This window comes from Rhizobium sp. NPDC092011 (genome assembly GCF_044756305.1).
In the GTDB taxonomy this organism is placed as follows: Bacteria; Pseudomonadota; Alphaproteobacteria; order Rhizobiales; family Rhizobiaceae; genus Rhizobium.
In genome coordinates this window covers 220345-245819 of the sequence record NZ_JBIVSO010000003.1, presented here as the reverse complement: position 1 = coordinate 245819, position 25475 = coordinate 220345, and the positions used below count along the sequence as shown (strand labels likewise).

Here is a 25475-nt window from a genome sequence, read left to right as displayed (position 1 = left end):
CGCATGAACAAACAGAGACTGCTTCTCTCAGCCGCTGCATCGGCCTTCGTCGCCTTCGGCGTCGCCGGGTCGGCCTCGGCCGAAACGCTCAACGTCGTCGCGTCCTTCACCGTGCTTGCCGATGTCGTCAAGCATGTCGGCGGCGATCATGTGAAGGTATCGAGCCTGGTAGGCCCGAATGGCGATCCCCATGAGTTCGAGCCGTCCCCTGCCGACGCCAAGACACTGAACGCGGCAAAGGTCGTCTTCGTCAGCGGCGAAGGTCTCGAGGGATGGATGGATCGGCTGATCACCGCATCGGGTTACAAGGGCACGCCCGTCGTTGCCTCTGACGGCATCAATACGCGGACGATGGTCGATGACGGCAAGACGGTCACCGATCCGCATGTGTGGAACAGCCCGGTCAATGTGAAGGTCTGGGTCGCCAATATCGAGAAGGCGCTTTCCGCGGCAGATCCGGCCGATGCGGCCGACTTCAAGGCCAATGCCGAGCGCTATACCAAGGTGCTGACCGACCTTGATGCCTATGCGCACAGCAAGTTCGACAAGGTGCCGGACGATCGTCGCAAGGTGCTGACAAGCCATGATGCCTTCGGCTATTTCGGCCGCGAGTATAAGGTGAACTTCCTCGCCCCACTTGGCTTTTCGACAGAAACCGAAGCCTCTGCCGCCAAGGTTGCCCAGTTGATCGAGCAGATCAAGACGGAGCATGTGAAGGCCTACTTCTTCGAAAACTCGAACGATCCGCGCCTCGTCAAGCAGGTCGCCAAGGCAACCGGTGCAGAGCCCGGTGGCGAACTTTACGTCGAGTCCCTCTCCAAGGCCAATGGGCCGGCTTCGACATACGAAAAAATGTTCCGTTATAACGTTGACCAACTCGCCGCTGCGATGGCGAAGTCGAGCTAAGGCAACAGCCGGGCACATCAACGAAACCGGGTCGCAGGTATGTTTTGCCTGCGACCCGTTCTACTTGAAGCCCGCTCTTCTCAAAGATTGAGATCGAAAACCAGCAAACCGGCCAGACCGCCATCGGTCGAAGAGACAATCCGCTCGCCGACGGCGACATGCTGCGGATGGACGAGATAGGCATCCCGCGCCTCGGGGCTTTCGAATGTTACGGCAAAACCATCGACGAAGCCGCCATGCAGGCCTTCGGGCGAGACATTCGGCCCGTATTTCACATCGACAATCCCGGGAATGACCTTTTGCAAACCGGCCACGGCTTCGAACATGGCCCTCTTCTCGTCCTGTGTCATGGCGGACTTCAGCCGCAGAAAAACGCAGTGCAGGATCATGGATAATGTCTCCGTGAATGTCGCTGGCAGCATAGAGGGAACGAGCTGGGGGGCAAGACGTCGCGTTGTCGTCCCTGTGCTTTTTACAGATGGTCCGCTCGACATTCGCTACGGACTCGGAACAGATTGCAGTAGGTTGCAAGCAGCACCACCCGGGACGCAACGGCTTCTGCAGGCGGGCTTAGCCAGGGTCTGGTCTATCCCGAAACGACGATGAGCGCCACGATGGCAACAAGCTATAATCCTCCGAACATATGGAAGCCCTTTGGCGCCTTCTCCATGGTGAAGGCTATTGGCAACGGCCAAGTTGTTCACCTGAAGGGTCAGGTTTCGCTCGACCACGATGGGCAAATCGTCGGAAAGGGCGATATGCGCGTGCAGGTTCAGCAAACGCTCGAAAACATCAGGGCCGTGCTGGACGCCATCGGCGGCGAGATGGGCGATACCGTGTCACTTACTCAGTATGCGACCGATATCGAAGCCTTCATGGCGGCGGGAGATATCCGCAAGGCGTTCTTCTCGGAGCCCTACCCCGTGACGACGACCGTGGAGGTCGTGCGCCTCTATCATCCGGATTTGCTGATCGAAATCACCGCGACGGCGGAAATCCCTCGGGCTCGGTTCAAGATACCGGCTGAGTGAACCGCTGAGAGCGACGATTTGTCGATCAGCTGGCGTTGAAGCCGTCGTGATAGTTGACACGTCCCGAAGGTACGGAGCCATCGATTATCAGCCTCATGAAATACTCGGCCGGCACCCCCTCGAACACCAGGCGAGCATCGTTCTCGAAACCGAAGCGCTTGTAGTAGTCGGGCGCCCCGAGAACGACACAGCCCTTGGCTCCGGCTTTGGTCAGACGCGCAAGACCTTCCCGTATGAGCGCGCCGCCTGTGCCCTTCCTCTGATAATCCGGCGACACTGAAATCGGACCGAGCCCGTACCAGCCGCAATTCTTGCCATCGATCGTAACGGGCGAAAAGGCGACGTGTCCGATGATGTCGCCGTGCGCCAGCGCCACGAGGGAAATCGTCAGCGCTCCGGCATCGCGAAGCGCATCGACGATTTCGGCTTCCGTCTGGCTGCTATGCTCGATCGATGCGAAGGCCGCTTTTGTCAGGCGACGGATCGCTTCGATGTCCTGCTGTTCCTCGGGGCGGATTTCCATCCTGTCATCCTGTCGTTCCGGGGCTCAAGATCCGCGGCGCAACCGCGGCCGCGCTCGGCGCCGGGGAGCAAGCCCATCCTATTTCCTCTTGAAGGGTTCCATGCCCTTGCGCGCCAACTCGTCGGCACGCTCATTCTCGGGGTGTCCGGCATGACCCTTGACCCAATGCAGCGTGACCTTGTGCCTGTTATAGGCTTCGTCCAGCGCCTGCCAAAGCTCGGCATTCTTCACCGGCTTCTTGTCCGATGTCTTCCAGCCGTTCTTCTTCCAGCCGAAGATCCATTTGGTGATGCCGTCCTTGACATAGACGCTGTCCGTATAGAGATCGACCTCGCAAGGGCTCTTCAGGGCACCCAAGGCCGAAATCGCCGCCATCAACTCCATACGGTTGTTGGTGGTGTCGGCTTCGCCGCCCGACAATTCCTTCTCCACCTCGCCATAACGAAGCACGGCGCCCCAGCCGCCGGGACCGGGATTGCCCGAGCAGGCGCCATCGGTGAAAATATCGACGTGCTTCATGCCTCTAGCCCGTATTCAACGGCAGAAGCGATCTGGCGATGGAAACGCAGCTTGCGCAGATATTCGATCGGATCCTTCTTGGTGACGAGGGCGCCGGCCGGCGTCGTCAGCCAATCGTAGAGGCGGGTCAGGAAGAAACGCAGTGCCGAGCCGCGAGCGAGCGTCGGCAGGGCTGCAATCTCCGCTGCACTCATCGGCCGCACGCTCTGATAGCCCTCCAGCAGCGCCTTGCCCTTGGTGATGTTGTAGGCGTGATCCTTCTCGAAGCACCAGGCATTGAGGCAGATCGAGACGTCGTAAGCGAGCAGATCGTTGCAAGCGAAATAGAAATCGATCAGGCCGGACAACTTGTCGCCGAGGAAGAAGACGTTATCCGGGAAAAGATCGGCATGGATAATGCCTTTCGGCAGATCTTTCGGCCAATGATGCGCGAGGAAATCAAGCTCGCCGCCAATCTCGTCCTGCAGGCCGGCTTCGACTTCGTCGGCACGCGCCGCGGACTTTTCCCAAAGCGGCTGCCAGCCGTCGACCGAGAGCGCATTCGGTCGCCGAATGTCAAACCCCTCCCCGGCAATATGCATGGCGGCGAGCGCCTTGCCGACTTCGCGGCAATGATGCGCATCGGGCTTGCGCAGCCACATGCCCTCAAGGAAGGAAATCAGCGCGGCCGGACGGCCGGAGAGATGACCAAGCAACGCGCCGTCCCGGCGCGGCAAAGGCAACGGGCAGGAAAGCCCCCGGCTTGCCAGATGCTGCATCAGCCCCAGGAAAAACGGCAGGTCACCCCTGTCGACCCGCTTTTCATAAAGCGTCAGGATCAGCGGGTCGCGGGTCGTATGCAGCAGGAAGTTCGAATTCTCGACGCCCTCGGCAATGCCCTTGTAGGAGAGCAACTCGCCGACCTCATATTCCGTCAGGAACCACTTCAAATCGTCTTCGGTAATATCGGTATAAACGGCCACAAAACATTTCCTTGATACACGCATGCCGCCGAGGCCACCCGCCCTCTCCCTTCGAGGGCCCTTTGGGCCACCTCAGGGTGAGGGCTGATCTTTGGGCGCCTGGCGACGAAACTCTCTCCACTTCATCCTGAGGTGCCTTGCCGATGAAGCGTCAGCGCAAGCGGCCAGGCCTCGAAGGACGAGGTGGCCCTTCTTCAATCTCCGTTGACGAAGGCCATATCTGATGTCGTCAGCTCTATACTGCGCAGCTCGCGGTTGACGAGGAAATTTTCGGTTTCCTTCACAGTTTCCGCAAGTTCCACCACAGCATTATAGCGGGCGCGGAAAGCTTCGATGATCTCGTTGACGATGACTTCTGGCGCAGATGCACCAGCCGAGAGACCTACGGTTTTGATATCGCCGATATTGTCCCAGTCGATCTCCGAAGCGCGCTGGACAAGGACGGATTTCGTTGCCCCTGCCCGCAACGCCACTTCGACGAGACGCTTGGAATTGGAGGAATTCGGCGCACCGACGACGATGAAGAGATCGCAGCCCGGAGCTGCCACCTTCACCACTTCCTGTCGGTTGGTGGTGGCGTAGCAGATCGAATCGGCTGAAGGCGCCGTGAGATTGGGGAAGCGCTCCTGCAGACGAGCGATGACCCCGGCGGTATCGTCGACCGAAAGGGTGGTCTGCGTGACGAAGCCGAGATTATCGGGATCGACGGGCTGATAGGCATCTGCGTCTTCTACCGTCTCGATCAGCGACACCGTGCCTTCCGGTAGTTGACCCATGGTGCCGATCACCTCCGGATGCCCGGCATGGCCGATCAGGACGACATGGCGGCCGAGGCGATTGTGGCGCATCGCCTGCTTATGAACCTTGGAAACCAGAGGACACGTCGCATCGAGATAGAAGAGATTGCGCGCATCGGCATCGGCGGGAACGGATTTCGGCACGCCATGGGCAGAGAAAACCACGGGTTGGGCGCGGTGTTCGGCCGGAATCTCGTCCAGCTCCTCAACGAAGATGGCGCCTTTGGCTTCCAGACCTTCGACGACATAGCGATTGTGTACGATCTCGTGGCGAACATAGACCGGAGCGCCATAGGCCTTCAGCGCCAGCACGACGATCTGGATGGCGCGGTCAACGCCGGCGCAGAAGCCGCGCGGCCCGCAGAGCCGGATGGTCAGTTCAGGTTTGGAAACGGCTATGTTCATGTCTCTTCCGAAATGCGCGACGATGGCTTGAGCATAGATAGGCACGCCCTGCCGCCTGCTCTAGCCCAATATTCCATCGAAATGAAGCTATTCTAGAGCGTGATGCCGAAAAGTGTAGGCGGCTTTCGGACGACATCACGCTCCACTTGTTTGATTCTGGAGCGGATTCGAATTTAGTTCGAACGGGCCTGAAATCATCCGGCTCCAGTGCAGCATGCCTCTATTGCGAGGGTGCATCCGGATGGTGCTTGCGCCACCAGGAGATCGCGACGATGGCAACCAGCGCCACCGCCAGCCCGTACCAGGTCACCGCATATTGCAGGTGATTGTTCGGCAAATCGATGATGGTGACGCCTCCCACGGGCAAGCCCGCCGGATTGGGTGTCTTGTCGGCATCGATGAAGAAAGGCAGCACCTTGTCTTTCGGCAGGCCGACACTGGACGCCATGGCATCCAGGTCCTTCCAGAAGAAGAAATTCTTGGCAAGATCGTTGTCCGGCATGCCATCGGGCCGGCCCGCAAGCTTGGCGCGCGCAAGACCGGTCACGGTCTGATCGCCGGTCAACTGCCCCTGCTTGCGCATCTCCGGCTCTTTGGCCGCGGAGGGCACGAAACCCCTGTTGACGAAGAGGTAGCGGCCATCCTCAAGCTGCAGCGGCGTATAGATGTAAAAGCCGGGCTCATCGCCATAGGTGGCGAGGAAGTGGCGTTCCTTGTTGTTAAGATAGCGACCATGGGTCGTGACGACCCGATATTCGATATCGCCGCCGGAAGCAGCCATCGCCTCTATAGCCGAAAGCGGAACCGCAGCCGCATCCTTGCGCGCGGCAATATCGGCGAGCAGGCCTTCCTTCCATTGCAGCCGCTCGACCTGCCAGGTGCCGAGCCCCAGCAGAATGACGAGTGCGACGAGCAGGATCAAAGCCTTGCCGATCTGCCACAAAAAATTGGGACGGCGAACTGGCGCGGCGGTCTCACTCACCACTGATGCGCCCCTCGCTGGCATTGTTGCGATACTGCAGCGCGATCAGAATACCCTTGCACCAGCGCAGGGACAGCAGCGACAGAATGATGGTCAACGGCGCAAACAGCACTATGTAGACCCAGACCGGCGGCGCGTAATTGACCTGCATCCACAGAACCAGGCCGATGACGATGAAGCCGACGATCAGGATGACGAAGACCGCGGGACCATCGCCCGCATCGGCAAAGGCATAGTCGAGATCGCAAGCGGCGCAGCGCGGCTTGACCGACAATAGCCCGTTGAAGAGCTTGCCGTGACCACAGCGCGGACAACACCCCTTAAAACCGACCTTGAAAGGATCGACAGGTGCGAAGAGAGCGCCATCGTCATGCGGTGCGCCAGTGGGGCTTTTGTCTTGCTCTGAGTTCAAAATACGGTCTCGGCTAGAGCATTTCCAGGAAAAGTGCGCAGCGGTTTTCCGTTCGGAATGCGTAAAAAACAAAGAGATAGAGCGTTCTCGCGATTCTAAAAAACGTAAACGCCCCGGCCTGCCATTGCGGGCGAGAATTTCGATCTCGTCCCTGTCATAATCAGTAGCCGCGATGCGCTCATTCGTCCAATCGAAAAGCTCGCATATCGTTGCGTCCCCGCTGAAACACCCACAGGAGGGTTCGTCTTTTGGAACATAGTAATGGCATCGCCAAGGGCCGCATCGTCATCCTCAATGGTGCGCCACGGTCGGGAAAATCAAGCATCGTCGAAGTCATCCAGGCGGGATTCGACGGCGTATGGGTCAATCTCGGTGTCGACGCCTATGTGCGACACGTCACGCCTGAGCGCTATCGGCCGGGCATCGGCCTGCGCCCCGGCGGGGAGCGACCCGATCTCGAGCCGTTGGTTCCGCGCTTTTATGCCGCACTCTACGCTTCGATCGCCGCTCATAGCCGTCTTGGTTTCAATGTCGTCGCCGAGTTCGGACATCATGACGCCTATTCGCGCCCGCTCGGCATCCTCCGCGATTGCGCGAGGCAGCTGGCAGGATTGCCCGCTTTGTTCGTCGGCGTACGCTGCTCGCTCAATGTCGTAATGCAGCGCCGGCTCGCGGAAGGACCGGAAAGGCAAGGCAGCTATGTTGCCGTTGAAGCCGGCAAGCCGATCCCTGCGCCGGTCATCGCCTGGCAAGAACATGTGCACCGGCCCGGCATCTATGATTTGGAAGTCGACACCGCATCGAAGAACCCGCAGGAATGCGCCAAGGAGATCCGGCAGATGCTTACGCACGGCATTCCACACCCGTCGGCATTTGAGCGCCTCGCCGCCAGCTGAAAAGACGTCGTGACGACCGCTTGCCAACGCACGCCGCCAAAGTGTTCAGCGGTTTTGCGACACGACATGCGTAAGACCAGAGGCCCAAGGCCCAGGAAGCGAAGCTGAGAGATCGCCGCCGCGCTTTAGGACTCGAGCAAGCGGATGTAGCGCTCGGCCGAGCGGGCGACACTCTCCTTTGCCCCTGCCGGAATGAACTTTTCCTTCCACGGGCCGTAGATGCGATCAAAGTGGAGAGCAGCAGCGCGATCCGCGATACGCCTGACCTCACGCGCCGGCAGCGGAATCACGTTCGGAAACGAATACATGAAGGAAACCCAGCGCCTGTCGGCGACCACGTGAATGGTGTCGCCGACGAGAAGAACTCCCTTCCCGTCAGCGCCGGCCCGCCATTCCAGAACGCTGCTCCCGTCGAAATGGCCGCCGAGCCGATGCAGAGCGATGCCGGGCAGCACCTCAAGGCGATCGCCCTGCCAGGGTGTGATCAATTCGCTCGGGCGTTGAACATAGGCAAGGTCAGACTCGTGAAGCAAGATCGGCACGCCGCCCAGGGCTTCGCTCCACTCCACCATCCCGGTGTAGAAATGCGGATGGGACAGGCAGATGGCTTTGAGGCCGCCAAGCTCCTGAATGCGATCCCGCGTTTTCCCGTCGAGCATGGCCGTGCAGTCCCACAGAACATTTCCATACGGGGACTGCAGGAGAAGCGCTCTTTGACCGATACCGACATCTGGGACGACGCTGATGCCAGTCAAGCCCGGCTCCAGCTCGCTCCATTCATTTGCATGGGTCGCGGCGAGCGCCTCGCGTGCGATCCACTGTTGCCCGACTTCGGGAACATATTGCCGTTCGTCCTCGCAGATGAGGCAGCGGGAAGGACAGACGTCGCTGGGCGCAAAATGCGCACCGCATGTCTTACAGATCCAGATCGACAAGGGAGCAAACCTCCATGAACAATGGGGAGCCGATGCATATGGAAAGCGGCGAGGATCTCATGGCTTCCCGTCAAAAAAATACCGCCGCAAAAGCCTCGGATCGAGATGACTTTTGCGGCGGCAGGATTTCACAGTCTTGGCTGAAGATCGGCCGGCCTTAGCCAGCCGCCAAAGGCGCTCCCCAGCTACCCCAAATGTAGATGGCGAAGAACAGGAACAGCCAGACGACGTCGACGAAGTGCCAGTACCAGGCGGCGGCCTCGAAGCCGAAATGCTGTTTCGGGGTGAAATCACCCTTGATGGCGCGGACGAGGCAGACCAGCAGGAAGATCGTGCCGATCAGAACGTGGAAGCCGTGGAAGCCGGTCGCCATGAAGAAGGTCGCGCCATAGATCGAGTTCTTGAACGCGAAGGGCGCATGGGCATATTCGTAGGCCTGCACGCAGGAGAACAGCGCACCGAGCAGTACGGTGAGGGTCAGTCCCTGGATCAGCCCCTTGCGATCACCATGCAGCAGCGCATGGTGCGCCCAGGTAACCGTGGTGCCCGACAGCAGCAGGATGATGGTGTTGTAGATCGGCAGGTGCCAGGGATCGAGCACTTCGACACCCTTCGGCGGGAACTGGCCGCCAAGGAAGGCCGTGCGCGATGCCTGGATCGCCTCGTTCGGGAACAGGCTGACATCGAAATAGGCCCAGAACCAGGCAACGAAGAACATCACCTCGGAGGCGATGAACATGATCATGCCGTAGCGCAGATGCAGCGAGACCACGCGGGTATGCGCGCCTTCATGCGCTTCCTTGATGGTATCTGCCCACCAGCCGTACATGACGTAGAGGATTACGGCCAGACCGATGAAGAACAGCCAGGGCTGCGCGAAATTGATCCCGAACAGATGCACTGCGCCGCCGTTGAGGTAGCGCATGAAGCAAACACCGCCGAAAGTGATCACGAAGGCGCCGAAGGCCGCGACGATCGGCCATGGGCTCGGATCGATAATATGATAGTCGTGTTTTCTCTGATGCACTTCGGCCATGTCAGCAATCCCCGAATAACTTTTTCCCATATTGCTTCCGGTCAAACCGAAAAGCACTCTCCATCAAAGCTTTTTTTCCGCCGGCCGCACTGCAGTGTCGGCGGATGCCACGGGCTTTGCGCCGTCCCGTGGGTAATAGGTGTAGGACAATGTCAGCGCATTGATCGTCTTGGTTTCCACCGCCGTGGCGATCTCCGGATCGACATAGAAGACGACAGGCATTTCACGCTTTTCGCCAGGCGCGAGATCCGTCTCGTTGAAGCAGAAGCACTGGACCTTGTTGAAATAGACCCCGGCTTCCAACGGCGAGACATTGAAGATCGCCTGGCCGCGCTCCGGCTTGTCGGACTTGTTCTCGATCACGAACTTGACTTCGATCGTCTCGCCGATTTTCGGATTCACCGACTTCTGCACCGGCTTGAAATCCCACGGCAAGCCCGGCGCGACATTGGCGTCGAAAGAGACCTGAATCCGCTTGTCGAGAATGACGTTGGAGACCTGCTCGGTCCGTTGGGTCGTGCCGTTATAGCCCGTCACCTGACAGAACATACGATAGAGCGGCACGGCTGCAGCGCACATGGCGCTCATGCCGATGACGAAGCTCAGGCACATGGCAACGACCAGCCCGTTGTTACGGCCGCCCGTTTCAGTGCTCTTCTTTGCCCCCTCCTCCATCACGCCTCCTCAAACGTGTCCGGAACCGACCTTGATGATGGTGATCGCATAAAACAGGATCACCAGGCCGGCCAGTACTATGCCGAGCGCTATATTGCGCCCACGCCGCGATTTCTTCTGCGCTTCCGTCAGCTTGACAAGTTCGATCATAGCCAGCCTCCAGACATCAGCACGGTAACGAGCCTGTCGATGAGCAGTGCGGAAAAGATCGCGAAGAGATAGAAAATGGAAAAGCCGAAGAGCTTCTTTGCCGGCACCATCTTTACGTCGCCATCGGCCATCCGCCAGACGGCGATGGAACAGTGCACGAAGATCACGCCCAATGCCGCAGCGACGAAGCCATAGCCGAGGCTCGCGAAGCCCATGAAGGTGGGCACCACGCCGATGATGGCGGTCAGCACGGCATAGACGACGATCTGGTTCTTGGTTGTCGGGATACCGGCCACGTTCGGCAGCATCGGTACGTCGACCGCTTCGTAATCACCCATCTTGAACAAGGCCAGCGCCCAGAAATGCGCCGGTGTCCAAAGGAAGATGATGAGGAACAGAACGATGCTCTCGATCGGCGCGCTACCCGTGACGCAGGCCCAGCCGATAACGGGCGGGAAAGCGCCGGCAGCGCCACCGATGACGATGTTCTGCGGCGTCGAGCGCTTCAGCCACATCGTGTAGATGACGGCATAGAAGAAAATGGTGAAGGCGAGGATGCCGGCGGACAGCCAATTGATGGCAAGACCGAGGATCGTCACCGAGAAGCCCGACAGCACAAGACCGAACGCCAGGGCTTCGGACGGGCTGATGCGACCCGAAGGGATCGGCCTGCGTGCCGTGCGGCTCATGACGGCATCGATGTCAGCATCGTACCACATGTTCAATGCGCCGGATGCGCCGGCGCCGACAGCGATGCAGAGGATGGCGATGAAGCCGAGCACCGGATTGATATGGCCAGGAGCCAATACGAGACCGGTGAAGGCAGTGAAGACGACCAGCGACATCACGCGCGGCTTCAAAAGCTCGAAATAATCGCGTGCGCTCGCTTCCGACAGGCCGCTATCGCCTTGTTTTGCAAGCGCTTCGTGATTGTCGATGACCGTCATTCTTTTTCCAATTATTCAGTTGAGCCGGACGCCGTTTATCACGGCGTCCGGAAACAGACTACTTGATGCGCGGCAGCTCTTCCCACTGGTGGTGGGGCGGCGGCGACGAAAGCTGCCACTCGAGCGTGGTTGCGCCCTCGCCCCAGGGATTGTCGCCGGCAACGCGCTTCTTTGCGAAAGCATCTATAACGCCCCAGAAGAAGAAGCAAAGGCCTACGGCTGCGACATAGGAGCCGATGGAGGACACGAAGTTCCATCCCGCATAGGCATCCGGATAGTCGATATAACGGCGCGGCATGCCGGCACGACCGAGGAAGTGCTGCGGGAAGAACACCATGTTCACGCCGATGAACGTGATCCAGAAGTGCCAGTTGCCGATCCGCTCGTTGTACATGTAGCCGGTCATCTTCGGGAACCAGTAGTACCAGGCAGCGAAGATGGCGAAGACGGCGCCGAGGGACAGAACGTAGTGGAAGTGCGCCACGACGAAGTAGGTCGCATGCAGTTCACGGTCGAGGCCGGCATTGGCGAGCTGAACGCCGGTGACGCCGCCAAGCGTGAACAGGAAGATGAAGCCGAGCGCCCAGATCATCGGCGTGCGGAACTCGATTGAGCCGCCCCACATCGTCGCGATCCAAGAGAAGATCTTCACACCCGTCGGGACAGCGATAACCATCGTCGCGAAGACGAAGTAGCGCTGCGTGTCGAGCGACAGACCGGTCACGTACATGTGGTGAGCCCAGACGACGAAGCCGACGGCACCGATCGCGACCATGGCGTAGGCCATGCCCAGGTAGCCGAAGATCGGCTTGCGCGAGAAGGTCGAGATGATGTGGCTGATCATGCCGAAGCCGGGCAGGATCAGGATGTAGACTTCCGGATGGCCGAAGAACCAGAACAGGTGCTGGTAAAGCAACGGATCACCGCCGCCTTCCGGCGCGAAGAAGGTCGTGCCGAAATTACGGTCCGTCAGGACCATGGTGATGGCGCCGGCGAGAACAGGCAGCGACAGCAGCAACAGGAACGCGGTGATCAGAACCGACCAGGCAAACAGCGGCATCTTGTGCAGCGTCATGCCCGGAGCGCGCATGTTCAGGATCGTGGTGATGAAGTTGATCGCACCGAGGATCGAGGACGCGCCTGCAATATGCAGCGCGAAGATGACCAGATCGATCGCCGGACCCGGATGGCCGACGGTTCCCGACAAGGGCACATACATCGTCCAACCGCCGCCCGCGCCGTAAGCACCTGCAGGGCCTTCGACGAACATCGAAAGGATGAGCAGGAGGAAGGCCGGCACGAGGAGCCAGAAGGAGATGTTGTTGAGGCGCGGGAATGCCATGTCCGGCGCGCCGATCATGATCGGCACCATCCAGTTGGCAAAGCCGCCGATCATCGCCGGCATGACCATGAAGAAGATCATGATCAGCGCGTGAGCGGTGACGAAGACATTGTACATCTGCTTGCCGCCGTCGATGGCAGCATCGCCGGAGAAGCCGTAGACCATCGACGCCAGACCGCTGAAGATCTGAATGCCGGGCTCCTGCAATTCCATGCGGATGGCGACCGAGAGCAGGAAGCCGATGACGCCCGCGAAGATCGCGAAGATCAGATAGAGCGTACCGATGTCCTTGTGATTCGTCGAAAACAGCCAACGATCGGCGAAGGACTGCTTGTGGGCGTGGTGATCATCGTGCGCATGGGCGTCTTGCAGACCGTGCGAGTGATCGTCGTGTACCTTGGATCCAGCCATTGTTCCTACCCCTCTTACTTGGCCGTGTTTTCGGCGACCTTGACGGTCGTCGGTTCGTCAACAGCGGCCATCAGAGCCTTATTCGCCTTGTTGAGATCGGTTGTAGCGGCAGCAAGCCATTGCTTGTACTGATCGTCGGAGACGACACGAATTGCGATCGGCATGAAGGAGTGATCCTTGCCGCACAGCTCGGAACACTGACCGTAGAACAGACCTTCACGGTCGGCCTTGAACCATGTCTCGTTCAAACGACCGGGAATGGCGTCGATCCTAACACCGAAGGACGGCATGGCGAAGGAATGAATGACGTCGGCCGGCGCGGCAGTGACGAGAACGCGGACGTTCTTGCCGACGGGCACCACCATTTCATTATCCACAGCCAACAGGCGAGGATATTTCGACTTGTCTTCCTTGCCGGCGGTCGTGCGGTCCTGCTCTTTCAGCATGAACGAATCAAAAGCGAGCGGCGTCGTGCCGCTTCCCTCATATTCATAGTTCCACTGCCACTGCGTCGCCGTCGCCTTGACGGTCACGTCCGTCTTTTCGGGGAAGGTCAGCTGGTCAGTGAGAAGATTGAAGGAGGGAATTGCCAGGAACAGCAGGATAAGGACGGGACCGATGGTCCAGATAACCTCGATCAGCGTGTTGTGGCTCGTCTTGGACGGGACCGGGTTCCTGGAAGCCCGGAATTTCACCATGACGACCAAGAGGAGAGCGAGAACCAGCAGCGTGATCGGAATAATAAACCAAAGCGTGTATGTCTCAAACCAGCGGATTTGATGCATGATGCCGGTTGCGGCTTCCTGCATACCAGTTTCCCAAGGTTTCGGCTGATCGGCGTAACTGCCTGTCGCAAAAAGCAGACAGATCATAGCCGCCAGAGCCGCGTAAGCTCTCTTAATCACGATGTCTCTCCCTCCAGCGTTTGATCCCAGATCTTCCTCAAACGCAGTATCCCTACAATCCATTGCGCTTCAAACCACAGTTTGGGGTGCTCCGCAACAACTCACGACATTTGTTAGTGCGGCATTTTTGCGCGAATCCGATCCCCCCTGCCGGCCAGACATGGCAAGCATTTCATCATCATACGAAAAATTGCACCCTGGTCCATGGCGCCACCCCGACAAAATAGAGTACACGTCGTATTTCCGCCGCAGTCGATTGGAATCCAGCACGCGGGGCTTTTCATTTGCTGGCCTGGGCTTCAACAATAACGGCACTGATTCGAATCTAGAGGTTTTCATGGGTTTTCGTTCCCTCGCCCGGCTTTGGCTTGTTACCGGCAGCGTCGTCGCTGCGGTTGCGGCACCCGCATGGGCGCAACAAGCGCAACAGACTCAGCCCGCGCAGCAAACCCAGCAGCTACAGCCCCAACCACAGGGCCAGCCGCAGCCTCATACGCAGCAGGTTCCGACCAGCCAGGTTCCGCAACCGCCGGGCACGGTGCGCTCCAGTCATGGCGCATGGTCCGTCGTCTGCGACAAGCCGGCAGGCGCCTCGACTGAACAATGCGCGCTGATGCAGAATGTGATCGCCGAGGACCGGCCGGAAATCGGACTTTCTGTCGTCGTCCTGAAGACTGCTGACCGCAAGTCGAAGATCCTGCGTGTTCTTGCCCCGCTCGGCGTTCTGCTGCCGAACGGCCTCGGCCTCAACATCGACGGCAAGGATATCGGCCGCGCCTATTTCGTGCGTTGTTTTGCCGATGGCTGCTATGCCGAAGTCGTGCTCGAGGACGAGCTGCTGAAGACGCTGCGCAGCGGCGCCACCGCGACCTTCATCGTCTTCCAGTCACCGGAAGAAGGCATCGGTATACCCGTCGATCTGAAGGGCTTCGCGGAAGGCTATGACAGCCTTCCCTGACGGGATGGGCTTGCTCTTGCGCCGAGCGAAGCCTACATCGGCTTTGAACGGAGCACCTCAGTCATGAATACCGATCTCCTTACTCTTTTCGACGCCGACGAAGCCAAGCTGCGCAGCATCGTGGCGGATGCGCTTTCGGGCGCGGATGATGGCGAGCTCTTCATCGAGCACGCCCAGGCCGAATCGCTGACCTTCGACAACGGGCGGATGAAGGGCGGAAGCTTCAATACCGAACAGGGCTTCGGCCTGCGCGCCGTCGCCGGCGAGGCAGTAGGGTACGCCCATGCGGGCGACCTTTCCGAAAGCGCCCTCAAGCGCGCCGCCGATGCCGTGCGCGCCGTCACCTCTGGCTATGCCGGCTCCTATGCCGCCGCACCCCAGCGCACCAATAAGGTGCTCTACGGCGACGAAAACCCGATCGGCACGCCGAGTTTCGAGGAAAAGGCAAAGCTTCTGCAGCAGATCGACAGCTATCTGCGCGACAAGGACGACAAGGTGCGCCAGGTAACGGCTTCCATCGCCGCAAGCTGGCAGGTGGTCGACATTCTTCGCGCTGATGGCCATCGCGTGCGGGATATCCGTCCGATGACGCGAATCAACATCTCCGTCATCGTCGGCGACGGCGATCGCCAGGAGGCGGGCTCATTCGGCACGGGCGGCCGTGTCGGCTTTGGCGACTTCGTTACTCAGGACAGTTGGCGCCGCGGCGCCGACGAAGCCCTGCGGCAGGCACTCGTCAACCTCGAGGCGATCGAAGCGCCGGCCGGTACGATGGACGTCGTGCTCGGCTCGGGCTGGCCGGGCGTCATGCTGCATGAAGCGGTCGGGCACGGGCTCGAAGGCGATTTCAACCGCAAGAAGACGTCGGCCTTCGCCGGCCTGCTGGGTCAGATGGTCGCCGCACCCGGCGTTACCGTTGTGGACGATGGCACGATTGAGAACCGCCGCGGCTCCATCACCGTGGACGACGAAGGCACGCCTTCGGCCTACAACGTGCTCATCGAGAACGGCAAGCTGGTCGGCTACATGCAGGACCGGCAAAACGCGCGGCTGATGGGCATGAAGGCAACCGGCAACGGTCGGCGCCAGGGCTATGCCCATACGCCGATGCCGCGCATGACCAACACCTACATGCTCGGCGGCGACAAGACACCGGAAGAAATCATCGCTTCGGTAAAGAAGGGCATCTATGCCGTCTCCTTCGGGGGCGGCCAGGTGGATATCACTTCTGGTAAATTCGTCTTCGGCTGCACGGAAGCCTATCTCATCGAAAACGGCAAGATCGGCGCGCCGATCAAGGGCGCCATGCTGATCGGCAACGGTCCCGATGCGATGAAGCGCGTCACGATGATCGGCAACGACATGAAACTCGATACCGGTATCGGCAATTGCGGCAAAGCCGGCCAATGGGTGCCTGTCGGTGTCGGCCAGCCGCATCTGCGAATGGACCAGATCACCGTTGGGGGCACCAAGGCCTAAATACCCTCCCCCCTCATTCTCCGTGAGGGCGAAAGAGCCATTTGCGCTCGACGGCAGCGGCCAGATCCAGGCCGTTGCGGTGCGCGAACAGAAGGACATGGCCGAGCACGTCGGCCGTCTCGTCTGCCAAGGCCGTTGCCATTTCCGTCTCGGTCATGCCTTTGCGACGCCCGCGGCCCGTGACCCTGTTCCAGATCTGGATCAATTCACCCATTTCCTCCTGAAGCTTCAGGACGAACCAGTCATCGTCGCGCGCCAGGTTGTGATCGGCGGCATAGGTCGCCGAGGCGGCCTCGAATTGCGTCATCAGATCTTTCAACATCGATATCGTTCCTCTTATGTTCCGAGCAAAAGTGAACGATTCCGACAAAAAAGTCGAGCCGGCGGAGTTTTGCCCCGCCGGCTCGTGCATTCAAAACTCACGCTATACCTACAATATCGGTCCGAAAATCGGAATCGATTTTCGGAAAGCCCGATGCGCAGATTCAAGGAGATAGAGCGACCTTTGTGCTTCCTAAAGGAAGCACGGCGCTCTAGCCCTTGTTGGGCAGCAGCATGCAATCGAAATCCTTGCGCTTCAGAGCCGAGCAGGCCGAGCTTGCGTCGTCGCGGCTTGCAAAGCCGACGAAGCGGGCGCGATAGACCGTGTTGCCGCCTTTGCCGACCGCTTCGGTATAGGGCGATGCATTGGCAAGCGCACTGCCGGCGCGGGATTTCGCTTCCGACAGCAGGTCCTTGGCGGCCTGAGCGCTCGGTGTTGCCGCGATCTGCACCTGCCAGCCACCGCTTGCGGCCGGCTTGTTGCTGGCCACGAGAATCTGGTCCATCGCAACCGGGCGATCCATCGGCACGGTCACATTCGAGCCTGCATAGGCAAGCGGAGTAAGCTCGGCACGCTTGCGCGTCGGCGCTGCGGCGACCGTGGTCGTGGCGGTCGTCTGCGTATCAACATCGACGGCAACGTCGTCCGAGGCTGAGGCGACTTCGACCTGCTTGGCCACCTTGCCGCCGCCGACGCTCGCCATCAGGCGCGATGTCGCGACCGAGCTTGCCTTCGGCATATTGCGATCCAGCAGCGAGGCCATCAAGGCATCGCGGCCGCGCGCGGTGGCGCCGCCCATGACGACACCGATTACCCGGCGGTTGCCCTGGCGCACGGCGCTCACGAGGTTGAAGCCGGAGGCATTGGTATAGCCGGTCTTGATGCCGTCCATGCCTTCATAGCGATACATCAGATTGTTGTGACCACGAACGCTGCGGCCGCGATAGTTGAAGCCCGTCTGTGAGAAGAGCCGGTATTCCTGGGGGTAATTGTTGATGAGCGCGACGGCGAGCGTCGACATGTCGCGTGCCGTCGTCCACTGCTGCATGTTCGGAAGGCCTGAAGCATTCAGGAAGGTGGTGCGGCGCATGCCGAGTTCGCGTGCCTTCTGCGTCATCAGCCGGGCAAAGCCGCTTTCGCTGCCGCCGAGCGCTTCCGCCATTGCCGCAGCGGCATCGTTGGCGGATTTGATAATCATGCCATCGACGGCTTCGCGGACGGTCACGGTACCGCCCGGCTTGAGGCCGAGCTTGGTTGGGGGCTTGGCAGCGGCGGCACTCGAAACCGGGATCCTGGTGTTCCACCCGAGCTTGCCCCGATGGATCGCCTCGAAGGCCAGATAGAGCGTCATCATCTTGGTCAGCGACGCCGGGTGATTGAGATTATCGGCATTGCTTGATGCCAGCACCTTGCCGGTCTTGGCATCCATTATGAAATAAGCGCTGCCGGCGAAGCTCGCCACAGGTGCGCTCAATAGTAAGACGGCCGCCGATAGAGCCATCAAAAGTCTTTTCATATTTGTCCCCAACCGAAAAAATGCCAACACACCGCATCAATCCCTGTACGATTTTGCGACAGAAAACCTGATATCAGTGCGATATTGAGGCAACAGCCTCCATAGTTCTCCAATTTTGCCTTTCCTGGTAAAATAACTATTAACGCATTGGAAATTATGGCAAAGATTCAGTAAGGTTTAACGGGGATGGGCTAGAGCCTTGGCATTCGTCAATCGGATCGATCCGTATGGAACAGGGCATCAAGGTTCGCCTGAAGCGCGGGATGATCTCCGGCGGACTTGAGGCATCAGCAATTCTCAAGGGTATGGGTCTCCTGCGGGGCTGCGCCGGCATCGGCACTATATTCACCCTGCATCATGTTCGCCCTGCCCTCCCCCGGCGCTTTGCACCCAATGCGCATCTTGAAGTCACGCCCGATTTTCTGGATTTGGCGATCACACGACTGAAGCAGGATGGCTATGAATTCATTTCCCTCGAGGCGCTGCCGGACCGGATGGAGAACCTCCGTGGCAGACAGCCTTTCGTGGCCCTCACCCTCGACGACGGGAACCGCGACAATCTCAATCACGCGCTGCCGATCTTTGCCCGCCACAACACGCCCTTCACGATTTTCGTCGCACAGGGCCTTTCGGAAAGAACCCATAGTCTGTGGTGGGAAACACTGGCCGAACTGCTTGAACGACGGGACCGGGTGACATTCGATTTCGGCGCCGGGCAGGAATTCGTCCCGCTCAGTACAGATAGCCAGAAGGAGGCGGCGTTTTCCCGCTTTGCCGCCTTTGTCCATGGCATTGACGAGAGCGAAGCCGTTGCGCGGATAGACGAACTTGCAGCAAGGAACGGTTTGGAGCCGCTCGATATCGTCCGCGCCTCGATCATGGATCGAGAAGAACTGAAAGACCTCGCCCGCCATCCGCTTGCCTCGCTTGGCGCACATACCGTCAGCCACAGAGCTCTGGCGCGCCTGCCCGAGGCAGAAGCGGCGGCGGAGATGGCACTTTCGACCGACTATGTGGCTGGTATTACCGGAAAACGGCCGATGGCGATCGCCTACCCCTATGGCACAAGCGAGGCGGTTTCATCCCGCGAAGGCAGGCTTGCGGCAGAACTCGGCTTTTCGATCGGCGTAACGACCCGGCCCGGAATAATCGATCAAGCCAGCGGCACCGCCCTAACCCTTCTGCCAAGGTTGTCGTTGAACGGTCATTATCAGAAGGCACGTTATGCCTCCGCGCTTGCCTCCGGCATTCCCATGCGGCTGATGGGACGCCGGGAGGCGATTTAGATCTGCCAGACGGCAGACCGGGATGTTACGGATACATCCGCACCTTCTGCCAGGCACCTTCCGGCACATCACGCCGGAATTCGATTCGGTCATGCAGGCGGAATTGGCGATCGTGCCAGAACTCGATCGACAACGGGCGAATGCGGAAGCCGGACCAATATGGCGGGCGCGGAATGTCACCGATGGCATAACGTGCCGTATATTCGGCAACGGCCTTCTCCAGCGCAAATCGGCCTTCGAGCGGACGGGACTGCTTCGAAGCCCAGGCGCCGATGCGGCTGCCCCGTGCTCGCGTCTTGTAATATTCGTCCGCTTCCTTGTCGGTGACCACTTCAACCAAGCCGCGCAGACGCACCTGGCGGCGCAGCGACTTCCAGTGGAAGCACATGGCCGCTTTCTTCTGGGAAAGAATTTCTTGGCCTTTCTGGCTTTCGAAATTCGTATAGAATACGAATCCGTCGCTATCGAAACCCTTCAGAAGAACCATGCGGACGTTTGGCAAACCATCCTTATCCACCGTTGCCAAAGCCACCGCATTCGGATCATTGGGTTCAGTGGTCTCCGCCTCGCGCAGCCATGCTGCAAAAAGAGTGAAGGGTTCGTTCTGTTCGGTGAAGTCACCGCTTGTTAACTCGTTTTCCGACATATTAGTTTAAATACTCCGCAATTCCAAGAAACAGCCGGCCTCTCGGGCCGGTCGAAACATCCGGGTGGAAGTCATAGCAAAGTCGACCGTTCATACAATGCGCAAGCTTGCAAAAGACGTGACGATGGCTGTCGCCCTTGTCTCCCTTTTCACCCTTGGCGGCTGCGTCGGCGGCGGCATGGACTATCTGAGCTCGGCGAAAGTGGATCGCAGCGTTTCAACCGGCACTGTGCCGGCCGCTCCCGTAACCACCGACAGTATCTCCGACGAAACCACCGTGCGCAACGCCGTAACCTCTGCGGATCTTCATAAACTCAACGGCCAGTCGATTCCCTGGGCCAATGCCTCCACCGGCAGCGCCGGCGTCATCGACACGATCGTAGAGAGCAACGGCTCGGGCGTAGTTTGCCGCCAGTTTCGCACGACACGCCACTCCTATGAGGGCATTGCCAACTTCTCCGGCAGAACCTGCCTTGTCGGGCTGGGCGAATGGCAATTGCTGAGTTTCCAGCAAGCCGGCTGATCGAAGCCCCTCACATTTTCCACAGGCAATGCGACTGGGCTTTGTGACCCGGACAATACGCATCGCATGCCATATCAATCCCCAGCATCCATTGTTAGCAATCGGCTAACCATTCCGCGAAATGCCCTTTGCCGGCCCCCATCCGCCGTAACGCCTGATTAGCAACTTTTCCCGCAGGATCATCCCATACGCGCATCGACCTTGCTTCCCCCCAGGACGCAAGCCGGCGAAGCGAGATCGATGGATTCATTTGTTTGGGGTGCTCCCACGGGGCCGGGCATACTCAAGAAACGGCGGCGGGAAAGATGCGTGATCCTTACAAGGTGCTGGGCGTAAAGCGGGATGCCGGAGCGGACGAAATCAAATCCGCGTGGCGCAGTCTCGCCAAAACGGCCCACCCCGATCACAATATGAGCGATCCGACCGCCACCGAGCGCTTTGCCGAGATCGGCCGGGCATATGAGACGCTGAAAGATCCGCAGAAGCGTAGCCGCTACGATCAGATTGCCCGTATGGCCGAAGCGAAGGGCCAAAGCACGGAACAGACGATCATACAGCAGCGTCAGGCAGCGCGTGAAATGGCCGCACGGGCCAAGGCAGCGCGCGCCAATGCGGAAAAAGTCATGGAGGAACTCGCCCGGGCGACCGCGCGCAAGGCAGCGGCATCCGCCGCCGCGAGCCAGCAGACGGCTTCGAACGAGTCGCCCGAGGATATGGTGGAGCGCATTTTCGGCGCCAAGGCCAGCCGCAGCACGCAGCAGGAGCAGGCCGCCGCCGAGACCGTTGCGCAGCAGGCCAGCAAGCCGCAGGAAACAAACGCCGCCGCCGCGGAAGATATGCAAGCGGAAGAGGAATTGCTGGCAACCGGCACCGGCTCTGGCGGCTCCCGTTCCGCTTTCGGCATTCTGAGCTCGCTTGTGCGCCGCATCACCGGCAGCAGCGTCCAGGACAAGCCGCCGGAAAAGACGCCCGAGGTGGCTGCGGAGGCGACCGTGACCCTCGACGACATGCTGACGGCCCGCTGGATCACCGTCCCTTTGTCCGACGGTCGCGAGACGCGCTTCCAGGCAACGACGGATATCGGCAATGGCCAGGTACTCCATCTGAAGGGTCAGGGATTGAAACTGCCGGGAATGCTGCGCGGCGATGTCGCCGTCACCATCCATCTTTCCACCGATGCCCGCTTCACGCCCGACGGCCACAATATCCGCACCACGCTGCCCGTAACGATAGAGAACGCCGTTCTCGGTTGCGAGACGACGGTCGAAGGGCTGAACGGTCCGCTCAAGCTTACGGTTCCAGCCTGGTCCGGTTCGGATCAGATCGTTCGCATTCCGGGAGAAGGATTGCCCGACGGCAACGGCGGCAAGGGCGATCTCATCGTCGAATTGCGGCTGATGCTGTGGGAGAAACCGGACGACAAGATCACGGACCTGATGCGCAGCATGCGCGAAGGACTTTTCCTGTGAAATTTTGGTGACAACAGCACCCTTTGTTACGATCCCTAACAGTTGATGATCTTTACGATGCTTGAACAGGGGAACGGCCTATGCCATAGGCAGGGTCATTCGAAAGTTCAAGGGAGCAGAATATGGCTCAATCCACTGGCCTCATGGCAGGCAAGCGCGGCGTCATCCTCGGCGTAGCAAACAACCGTTCGATAGCGTGGGGTATTGCCAAGGCCTGTTCGGATGCCGGAGCCGAGATCGCATTGACATGGCAGGGCGACGCCCTGAAGAAGCGTGTCGAGCCGCTCGCTCAGGAACTCGGTGCCTTCATGGTCGGCCATTGCGACGTCACCGAACCGGCGACGATCGACGCCGTCATCGAGACGCTTGAAGCGAAGTGGGGCAAGATCGACTTCGTCGTGCATGCCATCGCTTTCTCCGACAAGGACGAGCTGACCGGCCGCTACCTCGACACCAGCCGCGACAACTTCACGAAGACGATGGACATCTCCGTCTATTCGTTCACCGCAGTTGCACAGCGCGCCGAGCGAATCATGAATGACGGCGGCTCGATGATCACCCTCACCTATTACGGTGCGGAGAAGGTCATGCCGCACTACAACGTCATGGGTGTTGCAAAGGCTGCTCTCGAAGCGAGCGTGCGTTACCTCGCCGTCGATCTCGGCAACCGCGGCATCCGCGTGAATGCGATTTCGGCAGGTCCAATCAAGACGCTCGCAGCCTCCGGCATCGGCGATTTCCGCTACATTCTGAAGTGGAACGAATACAACGCCCCGCTGAAGCGGACGGTGACGATCGACGAGGTCGGTAACTCGGCCCTCTATCTGCTGTCCGATCTCTCGACGGCTGTCACAGGCGAAATCCACCATGTCGATTCCGGCTACCACACGGTCGGCATGAAGGCTGTGGACGCGCCCGACATTTCCGTCGCGAAGGACTGATCAACAGGAATCTGACCGTGTCGCCAATCCTTTATGTGATACGTCACGGTCAGACCGACTGGAATGCCGAGCGCCGACTGCAAGGGCAGAAGGATATCGACCTCAATGCCATCGGCCGCGAACAGGCCCGTCAGAATGGCGTCGACCTCGGCGAAATTCTGACATTCGAAAACCGGCCGTTCGATTTCGTCGCAAGTCCCTTGCGGCGCACGCGCGAGACGATGGAAATCGTCCGAACCGCCATGGGCATGCCCCCTAAAGACTATCGCACCGACGACAGGCTGGTCGAAGTATCCTTCGGCGCTTGGGAAGGCTTTACCCTCAAGGAACTGAAGGCAACGGAACCCGAGAGGCTGGCGGAGCGCAAGGCCCATAAATGGGATTTCATTCCGCCAGGCGACGATGCGGAAAGTTATGAAATCCTCTCCTGGCGGGTCGGCTCCTGGCTGGCATCCGTGACCGAACCGACCGTCTGCGTTACGCATGGCGGCGTCATCCGCACGCTCTTCCGTCTGATCGGCGATGTCGAAAAGGAAGAAGCGGCCGAAATCCCGATCCATCAGGACCAGATTCTGAAAGTCGATCCGGAAATGAAGATTATCGGCTGGATTTAGGGCTATTCCGGTAAAGTCGGCGGTATTTTCCGCCCGGAATTGCGTGAGCTGCACTTCGGCATAGTGCAAAGGCGCTCGTGAGCCGCCAGCTATCTGGCGGCAGCAATATTTACTGGACGATATCGAGATCGTTGACGACGCGCTTCCCGTCTACTTCCGTGTAGAAGACAACGACCTTGACGCCTGCCTTCAGACCGTTGAAGTCGAAATCCTCGGGCACCTGATAGTTCTTGCCGTCATCCAGCGTGATGCTGAAATTCTGCGTGTCGACCTTCTTGATCGTGGACTCGACATCGGCGCTTTCGGCAAAAGCTGCGACGGGAGCAAGCAGGCTTGCCGTGGCCAAAAGCGTCGCTACGAAAAAGCGCATGGTCGTTACCCTTCAGGTCAATTTGCTTGTGATTTCTTATGCGGCGCAGATAACACTTCGAATATGGCGGAAGTTGCCCTCAATAGTGGCTTCGCCCGCCCAATTGGTGAATGTAGTGTCACAATCCACAATCTGGATTAATCTTTGTTTACCATGCCGATGGCGAAGGCAAGACAGTGGCGGACGCCGTTTCCCGGATGATGGAAAGAAAGCTTTCGTCTTGCCGGCTTTTGGCCCTGCCGGACGCTCGAGACCAAACCGGCCACGATCATTCGGCACAGGACGCAAATAGGCAGAGTATGATGCCGCCTGAAAACCGCTTACACTTTTCGGCATCATGCTCTATGAGTGTGCCGCAATTGTAAGAGAGAAGACGCGGTCTGTTCGTCAGACTGCACCAATCCGGTCGTTTTCCATGTCGCACAATACTTTCGGTCACCTTTTCCGCGTCACCACCTGGGGCGAAAGCCACGGGCCGGCACTCGGCTGCGTCGTCGATGGCTGCCCTCCCGGGCTGCGCTTCAAACTTGAGGAGCTTCAGGCCTGGCTCGACAAGCGCAAGCCAGGCCAGTCGCGCTTCGTCACACAGCGGCGCGAGGACGATCTCGTCAAGGTATTGTCGGGCGTGATGATGGACGAGGACGGCGAGACGATGATCTCGACGGGAACGCCGATCTCGATGCTGATCGAGAACACCGACCAGCGCTCGAAGGATTACGGCGAGATCGCGCGGCGCTATCGCCCCGGTCACGCCGATTATACCTATGACGTCAAATACGGCATTCGCGACTATCGCGGCGGCGGACGTTCGTCGGCGCGCGAGACGGCGGCGCGTGTCGCTGCCGGCGGCATCGCCCGCCTCGTCGTGCCCGGCGTGACCATCCGCGGTGCGCTGGTGCAGATCGGCAAACACAAGATCAACCGCGCCAACTGGGATTGGGCGCAGGTGGATCAGAACCCGTTCTTCGCTCCGGATCCCGAAATCGTGCCTGTTTGGGAAGAATATCTCGACGGTATCCGCAAGGCCGGCTCCTCGATCGGCGCCGTGGTCGAAGTCGTGGCTGAAGGCGTGCCTGAGGGTCTCGGCGCACCGATTTACGGCAAGCTCGATCAGGACATCGCCTCGCTTTTGATGTCGATCAATGCAGTCAAGGGTGTCGAGATCGGCGAAGGTTTCGCATCGGCCGAGCTGACCGGCGAGGAGAATGCTGACGAGATGCGCATGGGCAATGACGGCAAGCGCATTTTCCTGTCCAACCATGCCGGCGGCATTCTGGGCGGTATTTCCACCGGCGAGCCTGTCGTCGCCCGCTTCGCCATCAAGCCGACCTCCTCGATCCTGACGGAACGCCAGTCGATCGATGCGGACGGCAACAATGTCGACCTGCGCACCAAGGGCCGCCATGATCCATGCGTCGGCATTCGCGCCGTACCGATCGGCGAAGCAATGGTTGCTTGCGCCATTGCCGATCATTATTTGAGAGATCGCGGCCAGACCGGCCGGCAGAGATAGGGAT

The 25475-nt window shown here is 59.5% G+C and carries 29 protein-coding genes; 11 read left to right on the top strand and 18 right to left on the bottom strand.

Annotation, left to right across the window (positions count from 1 at the left end):
• Positions 1–3: 3 nt before the first annotated feature.
• Positions 4–906, top strand: coding sequence for a metal ABC transporter solute-binding protein, Zn/Mn family (locus tag ACIQJ2_RS16395; RefSeq protein ID WP_400667468.1), 903 nt, complete (start codon positions 4–6; stop codon positions 904–906).
• 80 nt (positions 907–986) lie between these two features.
• Here the strand turns inward: ACIQJ2_RS16395 and ACIQJ2_RS16390 are convergent, their stop codons facing one another.
• Positions 987–1295, bottom strand: coding sequence for a Dabb family protein (locus tag ACIQJ2_RS16390; protein ID WP_400667470.1), 309 nt, complete (start codon positions 1293–1295; stop codon positions 987–989).
• 213 nt (positions 1296–1508) lie between these two features.
• Between ACIQJ2_RS16390 and ACIQJ2_RS16385 the strand changes: the two genes are divergently transcribed.
• Complete coding sequence (locus ACIQJ2_RS16385; RefSeq protein ID WP_400667472.1) at positions 1509–1937, top strand: RidA family protein; 429 nt, start codon at positions 1509–1511, stop codon at positions 1935–1937.
• 25 nt (positions 1938–1962) lie between these two features.
• Here ACIQJ2_RS16385 and ACIQJ2_RS16380 read toward each other — a convergent pair whose 3' ends face one another.
• From ACIQJ2_RS16380 to ACIQJ2_RS16355, 6 genes are all read right to left on the bottom strand, one after another.
• Entirely contained in the window at positions 1963–2460 is a 498-nt protein-coding gene (locus ACIQJ2_RS16380) for a GNAT family N-acetyltransferase (RefSeq protein WP_400667474.1), read from the bottom strand.
• A gap of 78 nt (positions 2461–2538) precedes the next feature.
• On the bottom strand, positions 2539–2979 hold the full coding sequence (gene rnhA / locus ACIQJ2_RS16375; protein WP_199145122.1) for a ribonuclease HI: 441 nt from the start codon (positions 2977–2979) through the stop codon (positions 2539–2541).
• Complete coding sequence (locus ACIQJ2_RS16370; protein ID WP_400667476.1) at positions 2976–3941, bottom strand: homoserine kinase; 966 nt, start codon at positions 3939–3941, stop codon at positions 2976–2978. The genes rnhA and ACIQJ2_RS16370 overlap by 4 nt, the downstream gene beginning before the upstream one ends.
• Positions 3942–4135: 194 nt before the next feature.
• Complete coding sequence (gene ispH / locus ACIQJ2_RS16365; protein WP_400667478.1) at positions 4136–5143, bottom strand: 4-hydroxy-3-methylbut-2-enyl diphosphate reductase; 1008 nt, start codon at positions 5141–5143, stop codon at positions 4136–4138.
• Between the two features lie 220 nt (positions 5144–5363).
• A complete protein-coding gene (locus ACIQJ2_RS16360) occupies positions 5364–6149 on the bottom strand; it encodes an SURF1 family protein (protein ID WP_400667480.1) in 786 nt (261 codons plus the stop codon).
• Positions 6118–6537, bottom strand: coding sequence for a DUF983 domain-containing protein (locus ACIQJ2_RS16355; RefSeq protein ID WP_400667482.1), 420 nt, complete (start codon positions 6535–6537; stop codon positions 6118–6120). The genes ACIQJ2_RS16360 and ACIQJ2_RS16355 overlap by 32 nt, the downstream gene beginning before the upstream one ends.
• Positions 6538–6785: 248 nt before the next feature.
• Between ACIQJ2_RS16355 and ACIQJ2_RS16350 the strand changes: the two genes are divergently transcribed.
• Entirely contained in the window at positions 6786–7433 is a 648-nt protein-coding gene (locus ACIQJ2_RS16350) for a chloramphenicol phosphotransferase CPT family protein (RefSeq protein WP_400667484.1), read from the top strand.
• Positions 7434–7558: 125 nt separating this feature from the next.
• Here the strand turns inward: ACIQJ2_RS16350 and ACIQJ2_RS16345 are convergent, their stop codons facing one another.
• From ACIQJ2_RS16345 to coxB, 7 genes are all read right to left on the bottom strand, one after another.
• Positions 7559–8368: a hypothetical protein gene (locus ACIQJ2_RS16345; RefSeq protein WP_400667486.1), complete on the bottom strand. Its 810-nt coding sequence runs from the start codon at positions 8366–8368 to the stop codon at positions 7559–7561.
• Between the two features lie 157 nt (positions 8369–8525).
• Positions 8526–9404: a cytochrome c oxidase subunit 3 gene (locus ACIQJ2_RS16340; protein ID WP_199145129.1), complete on the bottom strand. Its 879-nt coding sequence runs from the start codon at positions 9402–9404 to the stop codon at positions 8526–8528.
• Positions 9405–9467: 63 nt separating this feature from the next.
• Positions 9468–10079, bottom strand: a complete 612-nt coding sequence (locus ACIQJ2_RS16335) for a cytochrome c oxidase assembly protein (RefSeq protein ID WP_400667488.1) — start codon at positions 10077–10079, stop codon at positions 9468–9470.
• 9 nt (positions 10080–10088) lie between these two features.
• A complete protein-coding gene (locus ACIQJ2_RS16330; protein ID WP_199090027.1) occupies positions 10089–10229 on the bottom strand; it encodes a hypothetical protein in 141 nt (46 codons plus the stop codon).
• The gene (locus tag ACIQJ2_RS16325; protein WP_400667490.1) at positions 10226–11176 is read right to left on the bottom strand and encodes a heme o synthase; all 951 of its coding nucleotides are present in this window, start codon (positions 11174–11176) and stop codon (positions 10226–10228) included. Before ACIQJ2_RS16325 ends, ACIQJ2_RS16330 begins: the two co-directional genes overlap by 4 nt.
• Before the next feature lie 58 nt (positions 11177–11234).
• The gene (gene ctaD, locus ACIQJ2_RS16320) at positions 11235–12929 is read right to left on the bottom strand and encodes a cytochrome c oxidase subunit I (protein WP_199089976.1); all 1695 of its coding nucleotides are present in this window, start codon (positions 12927–12929) and stop codon (positions 11235–11237) included.
• 14 nt (positions 12930–12943) lie between these two features.
• A complete protein-coding gene (gene coxB / locus ACIQJ2_RS16315) occupies positions 12944–13834 on the bottom strand; it encodes a cytochrome c oxidase subunit II (protein WP_199145135.1) in 891 nt (296 codons plus the stop codon).
• A gap of 337 nt (positions 13835–14171) precedes the next feature.
• Here coxB and ACIQJ2_RS16310 point away from each other — a divergent pair, with 337 nt between their 5' ends.
• Together ACIQJ2_RS16310 and tldD are read left to right on the top strand one after the other, a co-directional pair.
• Positions 14172–14792, top strand: a complete 621-nt coding sequence (locus ACIQJ2_RS16310; protein ID WP_199145137.1) for an invasion associated locus B family protein — start codon at positions 14172–14174, stop codon at positions 14790–14792.
• A gap of 63 nt (positions 14793–14855) precedes the next feature.
• Positions 14856–16271: a metalloprotease TldD gene (tldD, locus tag ACIQJ2_RS16305; protein WP_199145139.1), complete on the top strand. Its 1416-nt coding sequence runs from the start codon at positions 14856–14858 to the stop codon at positions 16269–16271.
• A 13-nt stretch (positions 16272–16284) separates the two neighbouring features.
• Here tldD and ACIQJ2_RS16300 read toward each other — a convergent pair whose 3' ends face one another.
• Positions 16285–16593 (bottom strand): pyrophosphatase, encoded by a 309-nt coding sequence (locus ACIQJ2_RS16300; protein WP_400667493.1) that lies wholly within the window; start codon positions 16591–16593, stop codon positions 16285–16287.
• A 211-nt stretch (positions 16594–16804) separates the two neighbouring features.
• Positions 16805–18109 (bottom strand): serine hydrolase, encoded by a 1305-nt coding sequence (locus ACIQJ2_RS16295; protein WP_400667495.1) that lies wholly within the window; start codon positions 18107–18109, stop codon positions 16805–16807.
• A 227-nt stretch (positions 18110–18336) separates the two neighbouring features.
• Here ACIQJ2_RS16295 and ACIQJ2_RS16290 point away from each other — a divergent pair, with 227 nt between their 5' ends.
• A complete protein-coding gene (locus ACIQJ2_RS16290) occupies positions 18337–19395 on the top strand; it encodes a polysaccharide deacetylase family protein (protein ID WP_400667497.1) in 1059 nt (352 codons plus the stop codon).
• A gap of 25 nt (positions 19396–19420) precedes the next feature.
• On the opposite strand, the gene pdxH is transcribed toward ACIQJ2_RS16290, so the two are convergent.
• A complete protein-coding gene (pdxH, locus tag ACIQJ2_RS16285; protein ID WP_092847083.1) occupies positions 19421–20041 on the bottom strand; it encodes a pyridoxamine 5'-phosphate oxidase in 621 nt (206 codons plus the stop codon).
• Positions 20042–20105: 64 nt separating this feature from the next.
• Here pdxH and ACIQJ2_RS16280 point away from each other — a divergent pair, with 64 nt between their 5' ends.
• From ACIQJ2_RS16280 to ACIQJ2_RS16265, 4 genes are all read left to right on the top strand, one after another.
• Positions 20106–20564, top strand: a complete 459-nt coding sequence (locus ACIQJ2_RS16280; protein ID WP_400667499.1) for an RT0821/Lpp0805 family surface protein — start codon at positions 20106–20108, stop codon at positions 20562–20564.
• A gap of 305 nt (positions 20565–20869) precedes the next feature.
• Positions 20870–22033 carry a DnaJ domain-containing protein gene (locus tag ACIQJ2_RS16275; protein ID WP_400667501.1) on the top strand — a complete coding sequence of 388 codons (1164 nt, stop codon included), beginning with the start codon at positions 20870–20872 and terminating at the stop codon, positions 22031–22033.
• Between the two features lie 122 nt (positions 22034–22155).
• Positions 22156–22974, top strand: a complete 819-nt coding sequence (fabI, locus tag ACIQJ2_RS16270; protein WP_400667503.1) for an enoyl-ACP reductase FabI — start codon at positions 22156–22158, stop codon at positions 22972–22974.
• Between the two features lie 17 nt (positions 22975–22991).
• Positions 22992–23588: a histidine phosphatase family protein gene (locus tag ACIQJ2_RS16265; RefSeq protein WP_400667505.1), complete on the top strand. Its 597-nt coding sequence runs from the start codon at positions 22992–22994 to the stop codon at positions 23586–23588.
• A 109-nt stretch (positions 23589–23697) separates the two neighbouring features.
• On the opposite strand, the gene ACIQJ2_RS16260 is transcribed toward ACIQJ2_RS16265, so the two are convergent.
• Positions 23698–23958 (bottom strand): DUF1344 domain-containing protein, encoded by a 261-nt coding sequence (locus tag ACIQJ2_RS16260; protein ID WP_199151339.1) that lies wholly within the window; start codon positions 23956–23958, stop codon positions 23698–23700.
• 415 nt (positions 23959–24373) lie between these two features.
• Between ACIQJ2_RS16260 and aroC the strand changes: the two genes are divergently transcribed.
• Positions 24374–25471 (top strand): chorismate synthase, encoded by a 1098-nt coding sequence (aroC, locus tag ACIQJ2_RS16255; protein ID WP_400667507.1) that lies wholly within the window; start codon positions 24374–24376, stop codon positions 25469–25471.
• Positions 25472–25475: the final 4 nt, after the last annotated feature.